The sequence below is a fragment of the Kitasatospora sp. NPDC048239 genome (assembly GCF_043202015.1).
GTDB lineage: Bacteria > Actinomycetota > Actinomycetes > Streptomycetales > Streptomycetaceae > Kitasatospora.
In genome coordinates this window covers 34,405-51,825 of the sequence record NZ_JBICZP010000003.1, presented here as the reverse complement: position 1 = coordinate 51,825, position 17,421 = coordinate 34,405, and the positions used below count along the sequence as shown (strand labels likewise).

Sequence of the window (17,421 nt, the reverse complement as noted above, 5' to 3'; positions counted from 1 at the left end):
ACGGCCTAGGTCCGGGCCGGGCGGGGCTCGCCGCTCCCCGGGGTGTTCCTCAGCAGTCGCGCAGCAGTTCGCAGAGCGTGTCGAGCGCCCCGGGGAAGGCGTGGTCCGGCGGGGTGGCGTAGCCGATCACCAGTCCGGGCGGGGCCGCGGGGGCGAGCGCGGGCTCGGCGCGGTTCCAGCCCAGGTTGCTGACGGCCAGGCCGGCGGCTGCGGCGCGCCGCACCAGTTCGGCCTCCGGCGGCGCGGTCGGCGGCAGCCGCAGGACGGCGTGCAGCCCGGCGGCGATGCCCGTCACCCGGACCTGCGGGGCGCGTTCGGCGAGCGCCGCGACCAGCGCGTCCCGGCGGCGGCGGTAGTGCAGGCGGCAGCGGCGGACGTGGCGGTCGTAGGTGCCCGAGGTGATCAGTTCGGCGAGGGTGAGCTGGTCCAGCACCGGGGACATGGTGTCCGCCACCTGCTTGAGCCGGGCCACGGGTTCGACCAGTGCGTCCGGCAGTACCAGCCAGGCCAGCCGCAGGCCGGGGGCGAGGCTCTTGGCGGCCGTGCCCGCGTACACCACCCGTTCGGGGTCGAGCGCCTGCATGGCGCCGAGCGGCTGCCGGTCGTAGCGGAACTCGCCGTCGTAGTCGTCCTCGATCACGTACCCGTCGTGCTTCCGGGCCCAGCCGACGGCCGCCGCCCGCCGCTCGGCGGTCAGCGGCACCCCGGTCGGGAACTGGTGGGCGGGGGTGAGCAGGACGGCGCCCGGCCGTCCGTCCAGCAGGTCCGTCCGGGCGCCCGAGCCGTCCAGCGGCAGCGGCAGGGTGGTGAGCCCCGCCGCCCGGACGCCGGCGTACAGCGGCGGCAGCCCGTACGCCTCGACGGCCAGCGCACGGGCGCCGCGTTCGCGCATGGCGCCGCAGAGCAGGCCCAGCCCCTGGGTGAAGCCGGCGCAGATCACCAGGTGTTCGGGGTCGGTGCGGACCCCGCGCACCCGGGCGAGGTAGTCGGTGAGGGCCCGCCGCAGCTCGATCCGCCCCTGCGGGCTGCCGTAGCCGAAGGCCTCGTGCGGGGCGACGGCCAGCGCCCGGCGGGCGGCGGCCAGCCAGGGGCCGCGGGGGAACAGCGAGACGTCCGGGCGTCCGGGCATCAGGTCGTACCGGGCGGTCGGGTGCCCGGAGGGCCCGCTCGGGGCGGGCGCGGTGCGGCGCGGCGCCGCCCGCTCGGCGACCGTCGTGCCGGACCCCTGCCGGGAGGTGAGCCAGCCCTCGGCGGTGAGCTGGCCGTACGCCTCGACCACGGTGTTCCGGGCGATCCCGAGGTCCTCCCCGAGGGCCCGGGAGGACGGCAGCCGGGTGCCGGGGGCCAGCCGTCCGTCCTGCACGGCCTCGCGCAGCGCGTCCTCCAGCGCGGCCCGCAGGCCGCTTCCGGCCGCCCGCCGGCCGGTGAGGTCGAGGTGCAGGTCGCCGCCGAAGGCGGTCCAGGAAGTCGTCATGAGGGCCTTTGCGCTGTGCCGCCGGTCGGGCGATCGGTCCGTAGTCGCACCGGGATTATCGCCCGCCGACCGGTCCGGGCTCCGCGGGTTTCCGGTCCGGGCCCGGTCCGTCGGCTGCCGCCGGCCGCGGGAATCCCCGGACCCTGCCCCGGAGGCGCCGCGCTGCGCTAGATTGCGCCGACCGGACGTGACACCTCGGGGGCGAACATGGCGCGGCCGTACGGGAGTTCGACGAGCTCGGGACCAGGGTGCCTGGGCCTCTTCGGGATGCTGCTGTTCTCCTCCGTGCTGGGCAACCTGCTCGCGCTGCCGATCGTGCTGCCGGACCTGCTGGCCGAGCAGACGCCACCGCAGCACGCGGGGCCGCCGCAGATGGCGGTGCTGATCGGGATGGCCTACGGGGTGGCGCTGCTGTTGGACTGGCTGGCCGGGCGGCCCCGGCGGGAGGCCCGCTGGGTGGTACCGGTGCGGGCGGTGGTGCTGACCGGGCTCTCCTCGCTGGTGGCGTGGCTGGCCCGGGACTTCCTGGTGCCGAAGGTCTTCGGCACGTACCCGGGCTGGACGCCGGCGGCGACGCTGGAGTGCGTGGTCGTCGGGATCCTGGGCCTGATCTGGTACGCGGGTGTGCGGAGGCGGGCCCGGCGGTCCGCGCCCGGGCCGGTGGCGTCCGGTCGGGCCGCGATCGGTCGGGCCGGGGTCGTCGGGGCCGGCCGTGCTGCGGTGAAGGGTCCTGCGGTGAAGGGGCCTGCGGCGGCGGGGCCCACCGTGAAGGCGCGGTCGGCGGCGCCGGGCCCGGTGGCGGGCGGCCGGGTGCGGCCCGCGCCCGGCCAGGTGTGGGTGGCGATGGTGCCGTACCGGGACCGGGCCGAGTCCGGCCGTCACCACTGCGTCGTCCTCCGGGCCCGGTCCGGCCACGCCGAGGTCCTGCAGATCACCCGCCGGAACAAGGACGACCGGGCCGACCACATCCGGATGAGCGGGGAGGGCTGGGACCGCACGGGCCGCCAGTCCTGGGTGGAGGTCGGCCTGCCGCCCCGCATCGTCCCGTACGAGAGCTTCCTCGACGGCCGTCCGCTGGGGCCGTGTCCGCCGACGACCTGGCGGCGGATCGAGCAGCGGCAGGCGGCGCTGGCCGCCGAGCGGGCCCGGCAGGTGCGGCCCAAGCCGGATCCGAAGCCCAAGCCTGCTCCTCGCCCCAGGGTGGAGCGCGAGGTGCCGCGACCCCGGCCGGAGCGCGAGGCGCCGGGTGCGGGCGCGTTCCAGCGCCCGCGCAACCCCCGCATTCCCTACGAGGAGCCGCCCGGCCGGTGAACCCCAACCCGTGGCAGAGGCCACGCGGTTACGCTGATCCGGGGGAAGAGGGGGCGACCGCGTGGCGCTGCGGGAGACCGATCCACGGGTGATCGGCGGGTACCGGCTGGAGGACCGGCTCGGCACGGGCGGGATGGGCGTGGTCTACCGCGCCCGGTCGGCGTCCGGGCGGCAGGTCGCCGTGAAGGTCATCCGCCCCGAGCTGGCCGAGAACGCCGCCTTCCGGGCCCGGTTCCGGCAGGAGGTCGCGGCCGCCCGCCGGGTCAGCGGCGCGTTCACCGCCTCCGTGGTCGACGCGGACGCCGACGCCGAGGCGCCCTGGCTGGCGACGGTCTTCATCGCCGCCCCCACCCTCTCCGACCGGGTCGAGGAGCAGGGGCCGCTGTCCGTGGCGCAGCTGCGCTGGCTGGCGGCGGGGCTGGCGGAGGCGCTGCGGGACATCCACCGGGTCGGTCTGGTGCACCGCGACCTCAAGCCGGGCAACGTGCTGCTCGCGGACGACGGCCCGCGGGTCATCGACTTCGGCATCGCCCGTGCGCTGGACGCCGCCCCGCTCACCACCACCGGCTCGATCGTCGGCACGCCCCCGTTCATGGCCCCCGAGCAGTTCCGGCGCGGTGCCGTCGGCCCGGCGACGGACGTCTTCGCCGTGGGGTCGGTCCTGGTGTACGCGGCCACCGGGCGCGGGCCCTTCGACGGGGAGGGGGTGCACGCGATGGGCTTCCGGGTGGTCTTCGAGGATCCCGACCTGCGCGGGCTGCCGGTGGAGTTGCGGCCGCTGGTCACCGCCTGCCTCGCCAAGGAGCCCGCTCGACGGCCCACGGTGGAGCGGCTGCTGGCCTGGGCGACGGGCGAGGCGGAGCCGCCCGCCGAGGTGCCCGCCGAGCCGGACCGGCCGGTCGTGGCGACCGTCCCGGACACGCCGTACCCCGAGGTCGCGGGCCCGCCCGTGCCGTTGCCGCCGCTCCCGCCACTCCCGGCGTCCCGTCGGCCTGCCCGGCGCCGGACGGCCCTCGTCCTCGGCGCCGCGGTGGTCGCCGCGGCGGCGGTGGCGCTCACCGTGGTGCTCAACGGGCCCGGGCGGCCGGGCGAGGACGCGGGTGCGGCGAACGGCGACACGGGGGCGGCCGGTTCGCCCGTCGGATCGGGTCAGCCGGCGGCCTGCGGTCCGCTCGGACGGGTCCAGATCGGCGGGGACGGCCTCCAGGAGGACGTCATGGACCGCTGGATCGTCGACTACATGAAGATCTGCCCGGGTGCGGAGCTCGCCCACGACAGCCTCTCCGCGGGCACCGGATTCCAGCAGTTCCTGTCCGGCTGGCCCGACCTCGCCTTCACCGACGTGCCGTTGACGCCGCGCCAGGCCGGGGATTCGGCGCGCCGCTGCGTCGGCGGCCGGGCCGTCCAGCTGCCGCTGAGCGTCCTGCCGATCGCCGTCGTCTACCGGCTGGCCGGCGTGGACGCCCTGGTGCTGGACGCGGCCACCCTCGCGCAGATCTTCGACGGCCGGATCACCCTCTGGAACGACGCGAAGATCGCCAGGCTCAACCCGCAGACGGTGCTGCCCGCCGCCCGCATCACGGTGCTCCGGCCCTCGAACGACTCGTCCACCACGCTCACCTTCACCCAGTACCTGGCCACGGCCGCGCCCGACGACTGGGCGCACCCGCCGGCCAGGTCCTGGCCGATCCGGGGCGGGCAGCCGGCCCCGGCCGGTGACCTCGCCCGCGAGGTGACCGGGACGGACGGCGCGATCTCCTTCGTCCCGGCGGGCGACGCCCGGCAGTTGAGGACGGCCCGGTTGGCGACGGGTGCCCCCGCGCCGGTGGCGGTCGACGCCGACTCGCCCGGCCGGGCGGCGGGTGCGGCCCGAATCGTGGGCAGCGGCGCCGATCTGGCCCTGGACGTGGACTTCACGACGAGGGTCGAGGGCGCCTACCCGATCATCCAGATCGGTTACGCGCTGGTGTGCGACCGGGGAAACGTGGCGGACGCCCTGCGGGCCCTGCGCCCGTTCGTGGTGTACGCGGTGGGCGGGGACGGCCAGCGGTCGGCGGCCGCGCTCGGGTACGGCACCCTGCCGCCCGCCCTGGCCCAGAAGGTCCGGGCCGCCGTCCAAGCCCTGGCCTGACGGCCGGACCCTTACGACTGGACGACCAGCCGCGGGTGGTGGCGCACCATCGCCGCCAGTACGTCCTCCAGGCCGACCGACAGGGTGTTCGCGGAGATGTTGGCCGGGCCGTACCCGAGGCCCCGGTTGGCGGAGGCGGTCGCGCGGACCAGCCGGGGCGCCCGGGCCACGTACCCGGCGGGGTCGTGCAACAGCAGCTCGATCATGCGCTGGTGGGTGTTCCTGACCCGGATCTCGCGGATCCGCACGGCGCCGATCTCGGCCCAGCCGATCCGGCCGAGCTGCACGTGCTCCAGGCCCGTCGAGTCCAGCACCAGCTCCGGCCTGCCCTGCACCAGCCGGGCCAGCAGCAGCACGGCGCAGAGGCCGAAGAACAGCACCGAGGCCGCCCCGACGACCACGTTCTTCACATCCTCGTGCTGGACCAGCAGGACCGCCCCGACCGCCACGAAGGCGACCGCGCCGAGCAGCATCAACAGCGTCCGGCCCTTGGCGGACGGGTACACGGTCGGCGCGAGCGCCGCAGTCTCGTCGTTCACGCGGCACAAGCTATGCCCCGTCCGCGAGCAGCTGCGCGCCGGGGGTGCGGGTGGCCAGCAGCCGGGTGAACTCGGCGTAGTCGTCCGGCTGCCCGGGGGAGTCGGGCCACGGCGCCAGTGCCCGCAGGGCGGCGGCCAGCCCGGCGGCGATCCGGTCGGCGGGGGAGTCCTCCGGGCCGCCCGACGACCGCCGGGAGGCCAGGCGGGCGGCGAGCCACCCGGGGCTCGCCCAGCCGTCCCGGAAGGCCGTGGCGGCCGTCCGGCGCAACAGGTTGCCCTCGGGGACGGCGCGGGCGGCCTCCTGGAGGCCGGGCGGCAGGTGGTCGGCCATCCGGTCCCAGCCGGAGCGGTCGGGGAGCGGCGGTGGCGGGGTCGGTGGAGGCGGCGGGGGTGGCGGCGGCGGGGGTGGCGGTTCGTTGCTCGCGCGCGGAGGGGTCACTGTCACTGCAACAGCAACCATCTCCCGTTCCTGGTAAGAGACTTCCTGGTTGTGTCCGCACGTGCGGATCAGCGAGCCTTCACGTGCGGACCCGCCCGACTCCGCACGTGCGGACTTGCTCTCGCCGCGGTGCTGCCTGGGCAGCACCGCCCGTGCGGACTTACCGGCGGCGGTGCAGCGGAGTTGCTCCTGCTTGGTCCGCCGGGTGTCGGAGCGCAGCACGGCGAGGGCGGCGTCCCAGTCGGGTTCACCGCCGAGCGGCAGGGTGACGGCGTAGCCGCGTACGCGGGCGCCGGAGGGGCCGGTAAGCAGGGCCATCAACCCGGCGGCCTCGGCCGCGCGGTAGAAACCGGGGACGGAGTCCTTGGAGACGCGGCAGGCCCGGGCGAACCAGAGGTTCGAGGGCGGGCGGTGCAGGTTGGTGCCGTCGGCGTCGGCCTTCTGCGCGGCGTGCATGAGGAAGAGGACGAAGGACGGCCCGAGCGACCGCCAGGCCCCGCCGGTGGGGAGCGACTGCATCCACTGCCCGAGCCGGAGCCGGAACTCGTTCGCCGGCGGCGTCCCGGTCGGCCGGGCGAGGGCGATCATGTCGGCGGTGAGGGGAGCGACGTGCACGTTCAGCCTTTCGGGGCCGATGCACGGGCAAAGTGGGGGAAGGCGTCCACCGGAACCGCCACGCTGCTGGCATACTGGCCCTGTTGTGAGGAACAACGTGCGCGGCATCGACCGCCAAGTAGAAGCGTGCGCGTTGAACATCGATGGCCGCCACCCGAGTTCGGGTGGCGGCCATTGAATTCTACGGCAGAAGAGCAGCGGATTTGACGGACGGTCATGAATCCGGCACGGGCGGTAGGGATGTTTCGATCAGCGTCCGAGGCTCCGCGGTGAAGCCGGATCCCGCGGACTGATCACCGCCTGGTGGGTTCGACCCCTAGAAGGGCCACACCGGGCACCACGGCGGGATGTACTGGCCGGGGTAGGGCGGGCCCCACGGCGGGCACTGGTACGGGTTGGTGGCGGGCGGAGCGGAGGTCCAGAGGATCTTGCCGTTCTGCTCGACCGCGATGGCGCCCTCGTTGTAGATGGTCAGCTCGGCGCCGGGGTGGTTGGCGGTCCCGCTCGACCACAGCGGGGTGCTGTCGGCGGCGTAGACGACGAGGTTGCCGTCGCCCTGCATGGCCAGGATGTTGCCGTTGGGCATGGCGCCGCGGGCGACCCAGATCGGGGTGGTGTCGCGGTACAGGACGACGTTGCCGTCGCCCTGCATGGCCAGCAGGATGTGGCCGTTCGGCGAGTACCAGCCCTGGTTCTTGGAGAGCACGCTGTTCATCGGGATGCGGGTGGGCGCCGACAGCGCGGCGGCCACGGCGGCGGGCGCCGCGGCGGCCGACGCGAGGGTCGGCGCGGGGGCGGCATGGGCGACACCGGTGGCGAGGGTGCCGAACCCGATCGCGACGGCGGCCGCGATGGCGGCGGCTCGTATACGGATACTGGTCATGGGTGGACGTCGGATCCTTCCGGACGTAGCAGGCGCACGGGACTGCGTATCTGATGGCGCGTCAGTCGGTGCTTGAGCGCCGGACGTCAGGCTAGGACAGCCGAAGCGGAGGTCAGGGGCAGATCCACCGGCAGATTGATCTCGCCTGGTGGTGCCGCGGCAGTCGCCCGCGGGCCTCGGCCGGGAGGGGCGGGGAGTGGAAAGTCGGCCGGATCGACTTTCCACTCCGAGTGCTCGGGGGTCTTCTCGGGGAGCAGCTGCCGAGGAGCCGGCCTCTGGGCCGGGACGGCCGACTCAGATCTCGCCGAACTCGCCGGCGCGGACGGCGGTGACGAAGCTCTGCCAGCCGTCGGAGGAGAAGGCGAGGACGGGGCCGCCGGGGTCCTTGGAGTCCCGGACTGCCCCCGGACCTTCAGCGCCACCGGTGAGACACCCCCGCCCTGCCCCTTGCGGCGGGGCTGACCCTTTGACAGGCCCGGTCGCCGTTCATCCCCACGGGGCGGCCTGATGCGTCTCCTCCGGTCGGGAGCCGAGCGCAGCAGGACAGTCCTCTCCGTGTGTCGCCCTCCCCGCAGCATGTGGGCTGCGGTCCACCGCTCGCCAGCCGGGGGCTCCGAGGGCGTTCCGGTCGCACGGCTCCGGCTGGGTGTTCCTGGGGCCTGTTTCGAAAGTGCTGGCCACGAACGTGTAGACGGGCCCGTGGATCAAGGTGACTAGGATCCGATGACTGACAATCGATTAGGCGGGGGTCTCAGTGGTGGATCACAACAAGAAGGTCGTTCTGGGCTTCTTCGAGGCGGTCGGCGACCGGCGACTCGTGGACCTTCCCCGGTTCATGGCGCACGACGTCGTGGACCACAACAAGATCATCCATGGGGAGGGCGACGAGCCGGGCGCCGCGTTCGAGGGCCTTCGTCAGCAGTTGGTCGCGTTCGAGCCGCTCACGGTCCAGGTGGACGAATTGATCGGCGAGGGAGACCAGGTGGTCGCTCGCGTCACTCAGCGTGGAGTCCACGATGGAACCCACCCGCGCATGCCCGAGCCGACTGGCCGGAGCTTCGAGAACGAGGCGATCTGGATCTTCACCCTCGCCGAGGGCAAGATTATCGAGATCCGCGCCGTGAGTGACCGCCTCGGCCTCTTCCTCCAGCTCGGATGGGAATGGCCGAAGGCTGGGTAGCCGTGCGGTGATCGTGCTGGCCGCAGGCGCTCGTTGGTGGCTGCGGCCAGTGAGGACGTTCCGGCCGCAGGGCTCGGCCGTTCCGTCCTAGCCCTTGACGTACCAGGGGGTGACGAAGCCCTTGTGGGTGCGGTCGCGGGACCAGGTGGTCTTGCCGTCGGAACCGAGGGCGTTGATGGTGAAGTTGAGGTCGTTGAGCTTCTTGCTGAACGTCACCTTGCCGGTGAAGTAGCCGCCCAGGGAGATCCACTCGGCGTGGTTGGTGGTGCGGAACCAGACGGCGTGGTCGAGGCCGATCACGAAGTCCACCCAGTCGCCGCTCTGCAGCGGCCAGGGGCTCTCGCCGTCGCCGTAGGCGCCGCCGCAGTAGAAGCTGCCGCCGCTGAAGCCGAGCTTGCTGGTGCAGATCTGGGCGTCCTCGGACTTGCCGGCGGCCTGGGCGGGGGTGGCGGTCAGCCCGGCGGTGGCGAGCAGGGCGAGGGTGGCGACCGCGGTTTTGATCTTGTTCATGGGCACCTCGGAGGGAGAGGGCGGGCAGGGGGCGGCCGAGCACTGGCGGCCTTCCCGCCCATCCTCCGCAGGCCCTGACGCTTGATCAACATCTCGCCCCACAAGGGGTTCGAATGCGGATCAACCGTGCCTCAAGGGGCAGTCTGCCCTGGGGTGCGCCGCGGCCTCTCCGGGCAATTCGGTGGCCCGCCCTCCGGCCGGGTTGCTTGGATGCGGCCATGACCACGAACCTCCCCGCCGGCTATGAGATCTCCACCGACCCCGGGCGCCTCGACCGTGCGCTGATCCACCAGTGGCTGTCGTTGGACGCGTACTGGGCCCTCGGGCGCCCCCGGGAGAAGCAGGACCAGGCCATCGCCGGCTCGCTCAACTTCGGGCTCTACGAAGAGGCCTCCGGCGCCCAGCGCGGGTACGCCCGCGTGGTCACCGACCAGGCCACCTTCGCCTGGCTCTGCGACGTCTACATCGCCCCCGACGCGCGCGGCAAGGGCCTCGGTACCGCCCTGGCCGCCGCCGTCGGCGACCACCTCGCCCCGTTCGGGCTGCGGCGCGTCCTGCTGGCCACGGCCGACGCCCACGAGGTCTACGCCAAGGTGGGGTTCGCGCCGCTGGAGAAGCCGGAGAAGTGGATGGTCCTGGGGCAGCAGTGAGTGCGCCGTGTGGTGCGGCCCGCCGCCGCACCACACGGCCGTCGACCTCAGCCGTCGAGGCCGTCCAGCCTGCCGAGGGCACTGAGGTCGAGCCGGGCGAGGCGCTCGGGGTCGGTGAGGAAGTCGAGGGCGGTGATCCGGTCGCCCTGGATGGTGAAGGACATCACCGAGATCGGGCGGCCCTCCGCCGTCGACACCACGCCCGGCGTGCCGTTGATGAGCACCGGGTACCCGGACTGGGCGAACCGGGCGAAGGTGATCGCCTGCGAGGCCACCTCGGCCGCGCCGCGGCGGACCAGGCTGGGCAGCAGGGCGCCGCCGTCGGAGCGGGCCACGATGTCGGGGTCGAGCAGGGCGACGAGGGCGTCGAAGTCCCCGCCGCGCGCGGCCGAGAGGAAGGCGTCGACGACGGTGCGCCGACGGGCCAGGCTGGTGTCCGGCGCGGGCGCGGCGCCCTGGACGCGGCGGCGGGCGCGGCTGGCCAGCTGCCGGGTGCCGGCGGGCGTGCGGTCGAGGATGGTGGCGATCTCGTCGAAGGGCACGGCGAACATGTCGTGCAGGACGAAGGCGAGCCGTTCGGCCGGGGCGAGCGTGTCCAGGACGACCAGCAGGGCGATGCCCACCGAGTCGGCGAGGAGTATCTCCTGCTCGGGGTCGAGGCCGTCCGGCCCGCTGATGACCGGATCGGGGAGGCGGACCTGCCCGTCCTGGTCGTGCAGCGGGTCCTCGCGGCGCGAGGCGCGCGAGCGCAGCATGTCCAGGCAGACCCGGCCGACCACGGTGGTCAGCCAGCCGCCGAGGTTCCCGACGTCGGTGGTGTCGGCGCGGTTCAGCTTGAACCAGGCCTCCTGGACGGCGTCCTCCGCCTCGCTGAGCGAGCCGAGCATCCGGTAGGCCACCGCCCGCAGATGGGGCCGGTGTTCCTCGAAGCGCCGTGCAAGGTCGTCCTGCTCGCTCATCCGCCCCATCCTCATCTTTCGATTCGTCAGTTCACTGACGGACGATAGCCGCAGGGGTCGTGGCGGCCGGAGCGAGGGCGGGGTCGCCGAGGCGGGGCGGGGCCGACGAACGCCGCCAAAGCCCGGCTAGTGGCATCAGTCGGGCACTAAATGGCACTAGCGGGTAGACGCGTGGACTAACTGCGTGTCAGTATCGACCTGCCGCCACACGGGCGGCACCAAGGGGAGGCCGATCACATGACGCAGGAAGACTCCGAGTTCATCTGGGTGCCGGTGCCGCGCGAGTTCGTGACGGACGTGTACACCTACATCGGCGAACTCAAGGGGGCCGGTGCGGCCGGCTCGCCGGCGTGGCAGGGCAAGAGCCCGCAGGGCGACGGCCAGTGGCAGCGGGACGCGTGGACCGTCCAGGACCTCCGGCTGCTGGCGGGGGACGGGCGGGACTCGGTCCGGACGGTCGCGGCCATCCTCGACATCCTGGCGAAGCAGCCGACCGAGCGCGTGAGCTACAGCGTCCTGGTGGAGCGGCTCGGCACGGACCGCAAGCAGCTGCGGGGAGCCCTGTCGGCCTTCACCCGGGTCCTGCACAAGCACTACCAGCGGGAGCACTGGCCGATGTGGTGGGTGGAGGCGGCCAGCGCCGAGGAGGGGCTCAAGACCGAGTTCTTCTACTGGGTGAGCGAGGCCGTCGCCGCCCGCTGGCGCGAGGCCCGCGGCGAGGCCCCCGTCGAGGGCTGATCCGGCAGCCGGCCCCCGTTCAGCAGGGCGAGCCCGCCGGCTCGACCCGGCGCCAGGCCCCCTCGGCCGGCGCCGGGGCCGGGCTGAAGTCGTAGCGGACGCCGTCCGGCCCGAAGGCGAGCAGCGATATCGAGGACGAGCCCCAGATCCGCCCGTCGCCGAACTCGCGGCGCTGGATCAGGGCGGCCGGGGCGTCCGGCTCCAGCCCGTCGCCGGAGACGATCGGCAGCCAGGACCCCCAGGCCTGAGCCGTCTCACCGTCGAGCGGTTCGGGGCGCGCGGCCGTCTCGAACCGGGCCCGGAAGTGCGCGGCGCGGGCGGCCATCACCGAGCGGACCAGCTCCGAGGTGGTGCGGTTCTCCGCCATCCCCTCCAGGCCGTCGTTGAGCACGACGCTCAGGCCGTCCGGCAGCGCCCGGTCCGCCAGGGCGCCGCCGCCCCAGCTGAGCACCCGCGCCCCGGCGCGCCCGACGATCACCAGGTGGAACGGGTCGTACCGGGCGAGGTCGACCCCGTCGAGCCCGCCGTCGCGAAGGGCCACCAGCGGCAGCTCCCCGCGCGAGAGGCGGTTCTGCGCCGGGGCCAGGGCGCCGAAGCCGTTGAGCAGGCAGGCCGCCGCGGCGGTGGCGCCCCGGTCGCCGGGGGTGCCCGGGTCGACCGCGAGCCAGGTGCCGCCCGCCGCGAGGTCGAGGCCGCCGACCAGCGAGGGGTGGGCGGGCCAGTGGCGGTCCGGCGGGGACCACCGCCGCCCGGCGTACTCGTCCCGGACCGAGAGCAGCACCACGGGCACGGCCGACGAGGGCTCGATGCTGATGAACGCCGTACACACGGTCTGGTCCCCCTGACCTCGCCCTGCGGGTGACCGGCAGCGCCACCCTGGGAGTGATCCTCGCACGCCTGTTTCCATCGGGGGAGGTGTGCACCCTCCCCTTTGCGCCGCGGCCGTGCCACACTCGGCGGGTCGGTCCGAGCGGCGTCGGCGCCGCCAAGTGGCCCAAGGACCAATCGTCCAAACGCACCAGGGTGACGGTCCACTCCGCCCCTAGGCTGGCCTGCATGACGACGAACGAGCATGCGAACGGCACCGTCCCCGCCCCCGCGCAGCGGATCTCCCTCCCGGACCTCGCCCCCGACTTCTACAAGGCCATGATCGGCCTGGACCGCGCCGCCCGGAAGGGCGTGGACCCGGTGCTGGCGGAGCTGGTCAAGGTCCACGCCTCGATGATCAACGGCTGTGCGTTCTGCATCGACATGCACTCCACCGACGCCGTGAAGGAGGGCGAGCAGGAGCACCGGCTGCTCAGCCTCCCGGCCTGGCGGGAGACGCCGTGGTTCACCGCCAGGGAGCGGGCCGCCCTCGCGCTGACCGAGTCGGTCACGCTGCTGACCCAGGGCCATGTGCCGGACGCCGTCTACAACGAGGCCGCCGAGCAGTTCGAGCCGGAGGAGCTGGCGCAGCTGATCGCGCTGATCGTCACCATCAACTCCTGGAACCGGATCGGCGTCACCTCCCGGCTCAGCCCGGCCGCGAAGTAGGGGGGAACGGCCATGACGTCCACCCAGCAGGAGCTGGCCCTGCGCCTGCGCTCCCTGCACCGCCCGGGCGAGCCGCTGGTGCTCGCCAACGTCTGGGACGCGGCCGGGGCCCGCCTGGTCGCCGCCGCCGGAGCCACGGCCGTCGCGACCGCGAGCGCCAGCATCTCCTGGTCGCTCGGCAGCGCCGACGGGGAGGCCGCCGACCGGGACGAGGTGCTCGCCCGGACTGCGCTGATCGTGCGCTCGGTCGGGCTGCCCGTCACCGCGGACCTGGAGAGCGGGTTCGGCGCGAGCGCCGCCGAGGTCGGCGAGTCGATCACCGCCCTGCTCGCCACCGGCGCCGTCGGCGTCAACCTGGAGGACGCCGACCTGCCCGCCGACGAGGCGGCCGAGCGGATCGCGGCGGCGCGCGCGGCGGCGGACAAGGCCGGCGTCGACCTCTTCATCAACGGCCGGACGGACGTCTTCCTCCGGGGGATCGGCGCCCCCGAGGGCCGCCTCGACGAGGCCGTCAGCCGACTGCGCCGGTACGTCGAGGCGGGCGCGGACGGGGTGTTCGCCCCCGGCGTCGGGGACCCGGAGACGATCGCCGCCCTGGTCGCTGCCGTTCCGGCGCCGCTGAACGTGCTGGCCGGTCCGGGCTCGCCGACCGTCCCGGAGCTGGCCGGGCTCGGGGTGGCCCGGGTCAGCCTGGGCCCCGGCCTGGCCAAGGCGGCGTACGCGGCCGTGCGCCGCGCCGCCGAGGAGGTCTACGGCACGGGTACGTACACCGCGCTCGACGGCGGGCTCACCTACCAGGAGCTGAACGCCCTCGCCGAGGGGTGACGGGCCGCCGGTCCGGGTGCCCGCGGGGGTGCACCCGGACCGGCCCGCTGCCGAGCCGGCCCCGGCCGCGAGCGCTAGCCGATCTGCCCGCTGAGCCCCGGGTGGGTCATCTGGTTGGTGCCGATCGCCTCCACCTCCTGCGCCAGGTGGCCGGTCACCGGGAGCTTGCCCGCCTCGTGGATGACGAGGTCGGCGGGGGAGAGGGTGAGGCCGCTGGAGAGGCCGTCGAGGGCGTCCGGCGAGGTCGCGGTGGAGGAGGCGGCGGAGGCCGCCGGGGTGGCCAGGGCGAGGCCCGCCATGGTGAGGGCGGCCAGAGTCGCGAGTTTCTTCATGGAACGCCAAACGACCCGGCCGCCCTGAGGTCACCTCACCGGCGCGGCGAGTACCTCCCCGCCGACCGCCCGGAGCTCAGCGGGTGACCAGCAGCGTCCGCACGCTGTTGCTGATGAACGACCCGATCGGCTCGCTCGCCGCACCCTCGGCCGGCGCGAGGCCGGGGAACCGCTCGAACAGGAAGCGCAGCGCCGTCTCCGCCTCCAGCCGGGCCAGGCCGGAGCCGAGGCAGAAGTGCGGCCCGTGGCCGAGCGAGAGGTGCCGGTTCGGCCGGCGGGTGATGTCGAAGCGGTCGGCGTCCGGGTGGTGCCCGGAGTCCCGCCCGGCGGCCGCGTACGAGGCGATCAGCGCCTGGCCGCGCGGGATGACCACGTCCCCGACCGGGATGTCCTCGATCGCGTAGCGCAGCGGGAACTGGCCGACCGGCGAGTCGTACCGCAGCGTCTCCTCGACCACCGCGGACCACGGCTGCCCGCCGTCCAGCACCAGCCGCAGCTGCTCGGGGTGGGCGAGCAGGGCGCGGACGGCGTTGGTGATCAGGTTCAGCGTGGTCTCGTGCCCGGCGACCAGCATCAGCAGCAGCGTGCCGACCAGCTCCTGCTCGCTGAGGCGGTCCTCCGACTCCCGGGCGGCGATCAGGTCGGTGGTGAGGTCGTCCCCCGGCTCGGCGCGCTTGCCGGCCACCACCGAGGCGAGCAGCGCGTGCAGGCCCTGCTGCGCGGCGACGGCGGCCTCGGGGGTGGCGGAGCTGGAGACCAGGGTGTTCGACAGCTCGTGCAGCTCGTCCTGCTGCTTCTCGGGCAGGCCGAGCAGCTCGCCGATGACCTGCATCGGCAGCGGGTAGGCGAAGTGCTCGCGCAGGTCGAACTCGCCCTCCAGCTCGGCGACCCGGTCGAGCAGCGCCACCGTCCGGGCCTCGATGGCCGGTTGCAGCTCGGCTATCCGGCGCGGCGTGAACGCCTGGGTGACCAGCCCGCGCAGCCGGCGGTGGTGGTCGCCGTCGGCCGTCACCATGCCCGGCACGGTGACGAAGTTCAGCAGCGGCCAGCCCTGGGGCAGCCGGCCCTCGGTGAAGGTGCTCCACAGCTGCGGGTTCTTGCCGACGCGCGGGTCGGCGAGCAGCTCCTGGAGGGTGTCGTGGTGGGTTATCGCCCAGACCACCACCCCGCCAGGGAGTTCCACCAGGACCGCAGGCCCGGCCGCTCGGAGTCGGGCGTTCTCTCCGTGCTGGTCGCGCCCGAAGGGGTCGAGTCGGATGGGCTGGAGGCCGGATCGGTCGAGGTCGGCTGCGGCGGTGTCCATGAAGGCCTCTCGGGAGCTGGCAGACGGGGTGGGGTGAAGGCGCTGTAGAGCACCGGCAGGCTGACCAGGGCCCGCGACCAGGGCGACGGCCGCCAGGCCAGTTCGCCCGGCGGGACGGCGAGTTGGAGGTCCGGCAGCCGGTGCAGCAGGGTCTCGACGGCGGTCTCGACGATGATCCGGGCCGGGTGCTGGGCCGGGCAGACGTGCCGGCCCGCACCCCAGGCCAGGTGGGCCCGGTTGCCGCCGAGGGTGCCGTGGCCGGGGAGCGCGCCGTGGCCCGGCAGGGCGCCGCCCTGTGCGGCCGGGTCGGCGTTGGCCGCGGCCAGGCCGAGCACCAGCATGTCGCCCTCGCTGATGTACTGGCCGCCGAGGACGGTGTCGCCGGTGGCCCACCGGCCGGGGAAGTTCTGCGTCGGCGGGTCGCGCCAGAGCACCTCCTCCAGCGCGTCGGCGACGGTGAGCCGGCCGCCGGTGAGGGTGGCCCGGAAGCGGCGGTCGGTGAGCAGCAGCCGCAGGGTGTTCCCGGTCCAGTTGATGGTGGTCTCGTTGCCCGCGACCATCATCACCACCAGGTGGTGCACGGCCTCCTCGTCGGACAGCGCGGCCGGGTGGGCGAGCAGCCAGGAGGTGAGGTCGGCGCTCGGGGCGCTGCGGCGGCGCTGGACGAGGTCGACCAGGAGGGCCTGGAACTCCGCGTTGGCCCGCACCGACTTCTCGCTGCTGTCCACGAAGTGGCTGATCAGCTCGATCAGCCGGGGGCCGGCCTCGGCGGGCAGGCCGAGCAGCCGGGTGAAGACCAGCAGCGGCAGCCGGCGGGCGTACTGGGCGATCAGGTCGGCGGTGCCGTCCGGGCCCCAGCTGTCGATCAGGGCGTCGGCGGCGGCCTCGGCGGTCTCGCGCAGCTGGCGGTGGTCGATCTGGGCGAGGGTGTCGGCGACGGCGGCGCGCAGCCGCTGGTGCTCGGCGCCGTCCAGGTTGAGCAGGGTGGGCCGCCAGGAGGTCATCGGCAGGAGCCGGGAGTCGGCGGCCAGCCGGCCCTCCTTGGGTACCTTCCAGCGCCGCGAGTCCTTGGAGAACAGCGCCTCGTTGCGGGTGAGTTCGAGCAGTTCGGGGTAGCCGACCACCAGCCAGGCCTCGACCCCGGGCTCCAGCTCGATCGGGGCGACGGGGCCGTACTGGGCGCGCAGCCGGGCGTACAGGCCGTGCGGGTCCTCGGCGACGGCCGCGCCGTACAGCGGGGTGTACGGGCCCGGACCGGGCGGCGTGACGTGCGCCGGGCAGCCCGGCGGGGGCCCGGCGCGGCGGGGGGCCCCGGCGGGCGGAGCGCTGCCGTGCGGTGCGGTGCCGTGCGGTGCGGCGGTACCGGGCTCGGGAGTCGTCATCGCTGGAGCTCCAGTACGGCGGTCGAGTGCAGATGGCCGACGAAGTCGATCAGCAGGTCGTACGCGGCCCGGCGGTCCCGGGCGTCGCAGAACAGGATCGGCACGTCGGGCAGCAGGTCGAGGGCGGAGCGCAGCTCCTCCTCGGGGTAACTAGGCGAATCCGGGAAGGTGTTGACGGCCACCGCGAAGGGGATGCGCTGCTCCTCCAGCCGGCCGAGCACGTCGAAGCTCTCGTCCGGGCGGCGCAGGTCGACCATGGCGATGGCGCCCAGCGCGCCCTGCGCCAGGTCGTCCCAGAGCGGCCGGAACCGCTGCTGGCCGGGGGTGCCGAAGAGGTACAGGGCGAGCCGGGGGTTGAGCGTGATCCGGCCGAAGTCCAGGGCGACCGTGGTGGTGGTCTTGCCGCTGCGCCCGGTGAGGTCGTCGACGCCGCTGCTGGCGGCGGTCATCGTCTCCTCGGTGCGCAGCGGGGTGATCTCGCTGAGCGACCCGACCAGGGTGGTCTTGCCGACCCCGAACGGGCCGGTGACCAGGATCTTCACCGCGCCCCGGACGGACGGGGGAAGGTACTGCGGCTCGGCGGGCAGGCCCTCGGCGGACCGGTCGGCGGCCAG

The 17,421-nt window shown here is 74.3% G+C and carries 18 protein-coding genes and 1 pseudogene; 7 read left to right on the top strand and 12 right to left on the bottom strand.

Translation table 11 applies throughout. From position 1 onward, the window contains the following. Nucleotides 1-49: 49 nt before the first annotated feature. Nucleotides 50-1,474: a PLP-dependent aminotransferase family protein gene (locus tag ACGFZP_RS08015; protein WP_392929778.1), complete on the bottom strand. Its 1,425-nt coding sequence runs from the start codon at nt 1,472-1,474 to the stop codon at nt 50-52. Nucleotides 1,475-1,741: 267 nt separating this feature from the next. Between ACGFZP_RS08015 and ACGFZP_RS08010 the strand changes: the two genes are divergently transcribed. Together ACGFZP_RS08010 and ACGFZP_RS08005 are read left to right on the top strand one after the other, a co-directional pair. Next, nucleotides 1,742-2,785 (top strand): hypothetical protein, encoded by a 1,044-nt coding sequence (locus ACGFZP_RS08010; protein WP_392929776.1) that lies wholly within the window; start codon nt 1,742-1,744, stop codon nt 2,783-2,785. A gap of 61 nt (nt 2,786-2,846) precedes the next feature. Beyond that, nucleotides 2,847-4,916 carry a serine/threonine-protein kinase gene (locus ACGFZP_RS08005; RefSeq protein WP_392929774.1) on the top strand — a complete coding sequence of 690 codons (2,070 nt, stop codon included), beginning with the start codon at nt 2,847-2,849 and terminating at the stop codon, nt 4,914-4,916. A gap of 11 nt (nt 4,917-4,927) precedes the next feature. Here ACGFZP_RS08005 and ACGFZP_RS08000 read toward each other — a convergent pair whose 3' ends face one another. The 4 genes and pseudogenes from ACGFZP_RS08000 to ACGFZP_RS07985 form a co-directional block, all read right to left on the bottom strand. Continuing rightward, nucleotides 4,928-5,455, bottom strand: a complete 528-nt coding sequence (locus tag ACGFZP_RS08000) for an STM3941 family protein (RefSeq protein WP_392929772.1) — start codon at nt 5,453-5,455, stop codon at nt 4,928-4,930. A 10-nt stretch (nt 5,456-5,465) separates the two neighbouring features. Beyond that, nucleotides 5,466-6,509, bottom strand: coding sequence for a hypothetical protein (locus ACGFZP_RS07995; RefSeq protein ID WP_392929771.1), 1,044 nt, complete (start codon nt 6,507-6,509; stop codon nt 5,466-5,468). A 316-nt stretch (nt 6,510-6,825) separates the two neighbouring features. Beyond that, entirely contained in the window at nt 6,826-7,392 is a 567-nt protein-coding gene (locus tag ACGFZP_RS07990; protein WP_392929769.1) for a hypothetical protein, read from the bottom strand. 294 nt (nt 7,393-7,686) lie between these two features. Next, nucleotides 7,687-7,794: pseudogene (locus tag ACGFZP_RS07985) on the bottom strand (DUF397 domain-containing protein); the annotation flags it as partial. A gap of 355 nt (nt 7,795-8,149) precedes the next feature. On the opposite strand from ACGFZP_RS07985, the gene ACGFZP_RS07980 reads away from it, so the two are divergent. Beyond that, nucleotides 8,150-8,572 carry an ester cyclase gene (locus ACGFZP_RS07980; protein WP_392929767.1) on the top strand — a complete coding sequence of 141 codons (423 nt, stop codon included), beginning with the start codon at nt 8,150-8,152 and terminating at the stop codon, nt 8,570-8,572. Nucleotides 8,573-8,659: 87 nt separating this feature from the next. On the opposite strand, the gene ACGFZP_RS07975 is transcribed toward ACGFZP_RS07980, so the two are convergent. Then, the gene (locus ACGFZP_RS07975) at nt 8,660-9,082 is read right to left on the bottom strand and encodes a hypothetical protein (protein WP_392929765.1); all 423 of its coding nucleotides are present in this window, start codon (nt 9,080-9,082) and stop codon (nt 8,660-8,662) included. A gap of 218 nt (nt 9,083-9,300) precedes the next feature. Here ACGFZP_RS07975 and ACGFZP_RS07970 point away from each other — a divergent pair, with 218 nt between their 5' ends. Further along, entirely contained in the window at nt 9,301-9,732 is a 432-nt protein-coding gene (locus tag ACGFZP_RS07970) for a GNAT family N-acetyltransferase (RefSeq protein ID WP_392929763.1), read from the top strand. Nucleotides 9,733-9,779: 47 nt separating this feature from the next. On the opposite strand, the gene ACGFZP_RS07965 is transcribed toward ACGFZP_RS07970, so the two are convergent. After that, nucleotides 9,780-10,691, bottom strand: coding sequence for a sigma-70 family RNA polymerase sigma factor (locus ACGFZP_RS07965; protein ID WP_392929761.1), 912 nt, complete (start codon nt 10,689-10,691; stop codon nt 9,780-9,782). Nucleotides 10,692-10,928: 237 nt separating this feature from the next. On the opposite strand from ACGFZP_RS07965, the gene ACGFZP_RS07960 reads away from it, so the two are divergent. Then, the gene (locus ACGFZP_RS07960) at nt 10,929-11,429 is read left to right on the top strand and encodes a hypothetical protein (protein WP_392929759.1); all 501 of its coding nucleotides are present in this window, start codon (nt 10,929-10,931) and stop codon (nt 11,427-11,429) included. A gap of 19 nt (nt 11,430-11,448) precedes the next feature. Here the strand turns inward: ACGFZP_RS07960 and ACGFZP_RS07955 are convergent, their stop codons facing one another. Further along, the gene (locus ACGFZP_RS07955; protein WP_392929758.1) at nt 11,449-12,258 is read right to left on the bottom strand and encodes an NRDE family protein; all 810 of its coding nucleotides are present in this window, start codon (nt 12,256-12,258) and stop codon (nt 11,449-11,451) included. A gap of 227 nt (nt 12,259-12,485) precedes the next feature. Between ACGFZP_RS07955 and ACGFZP_RS07950 the strand changes: the two genes are divergently transcribed. After that, entirely contained in the window at nt 12,486-12,965 is a 480-nt protein-coding gene (locus ACGFZP_RS07950) for a carboxymuconolactone decarboxylase family protein (RefSeq protein ID WP_392929756.1), read from the top strand. Between the two features lie 12 nt (nt 12,966-12,977). After that, nucleotides 12,978-13,790: an isocitrate lyase/phosphoenolpyruvate mutase family protein gene (locus ACGFZP_RS07945; protein WP_392929754.1), complete on the top strand. Its 813-nt coding sequence runs from the start codon at nt 12,978-12,980 to the stop codon at nt 13,788-13,790. 74 nt (nt 13,791-13,864) lie between these two features. Here ACGFZP_RS07945 and ACGFZP_RS07940 read toward each other — a convergent pair whose 3' ends face one another. From ACGFZP_RS07940 to ACGFZP_RS07925, 4 genes are all read right to left on the bottom strand, one after another. Then, entirely contained in the window at nt 13,865-14,122 is a 258-nt protein-coding gene (locus ACGFZP_RS07940; RefSeq protein WP_387940810.1) for a hypothetical protein, read from the bottom strand. A 76-nt stretch (nt 14,123-14,198) separates the two neighbouring features. Then, nucleotides 14,199-15,305: a cytochrome P450 gene (locus ACGFZP_RS07935; protein ID WP_392929751.1), complete on the bottom strand. Its 1,107-nt coding sequence runs from the start codon at nt 15,303-15,305 to the stop codon at nt 14,199-14,201. Continuing rightward, nucleotides 15,269-16,807 (bottom strand): cytochrome P450, encoded by a 1,539-nt coding sequence (locus tag ACGFZP_RS07930; protein WP_392929749.1) that lies wholly within the window; start codon nt 16,805-16,807, stop codon nt 15,269-15,271. Before ACGFZP_RS07930 ends, ACGFZP_RS07935 begins: the two co-directional genes overlap by 37 nt. Further along, a complete protein-coding gene (locus ACGFZP_RS07925) occupies nt 16,804-17,394 on the bottom strand; it encodes an ATP/GTP-binding protein (protein WP_392930996.1) in 591 nt (196 codons plus the stop codon). The genes ACGFZP_RS07930 and ACGFZP_RS07925 overlap by 4 nt, the downstream gene beginning before the upstream one ends. Between the last annotated feature and the right edge of the window lie 27 nt (nt 17,395-17,421).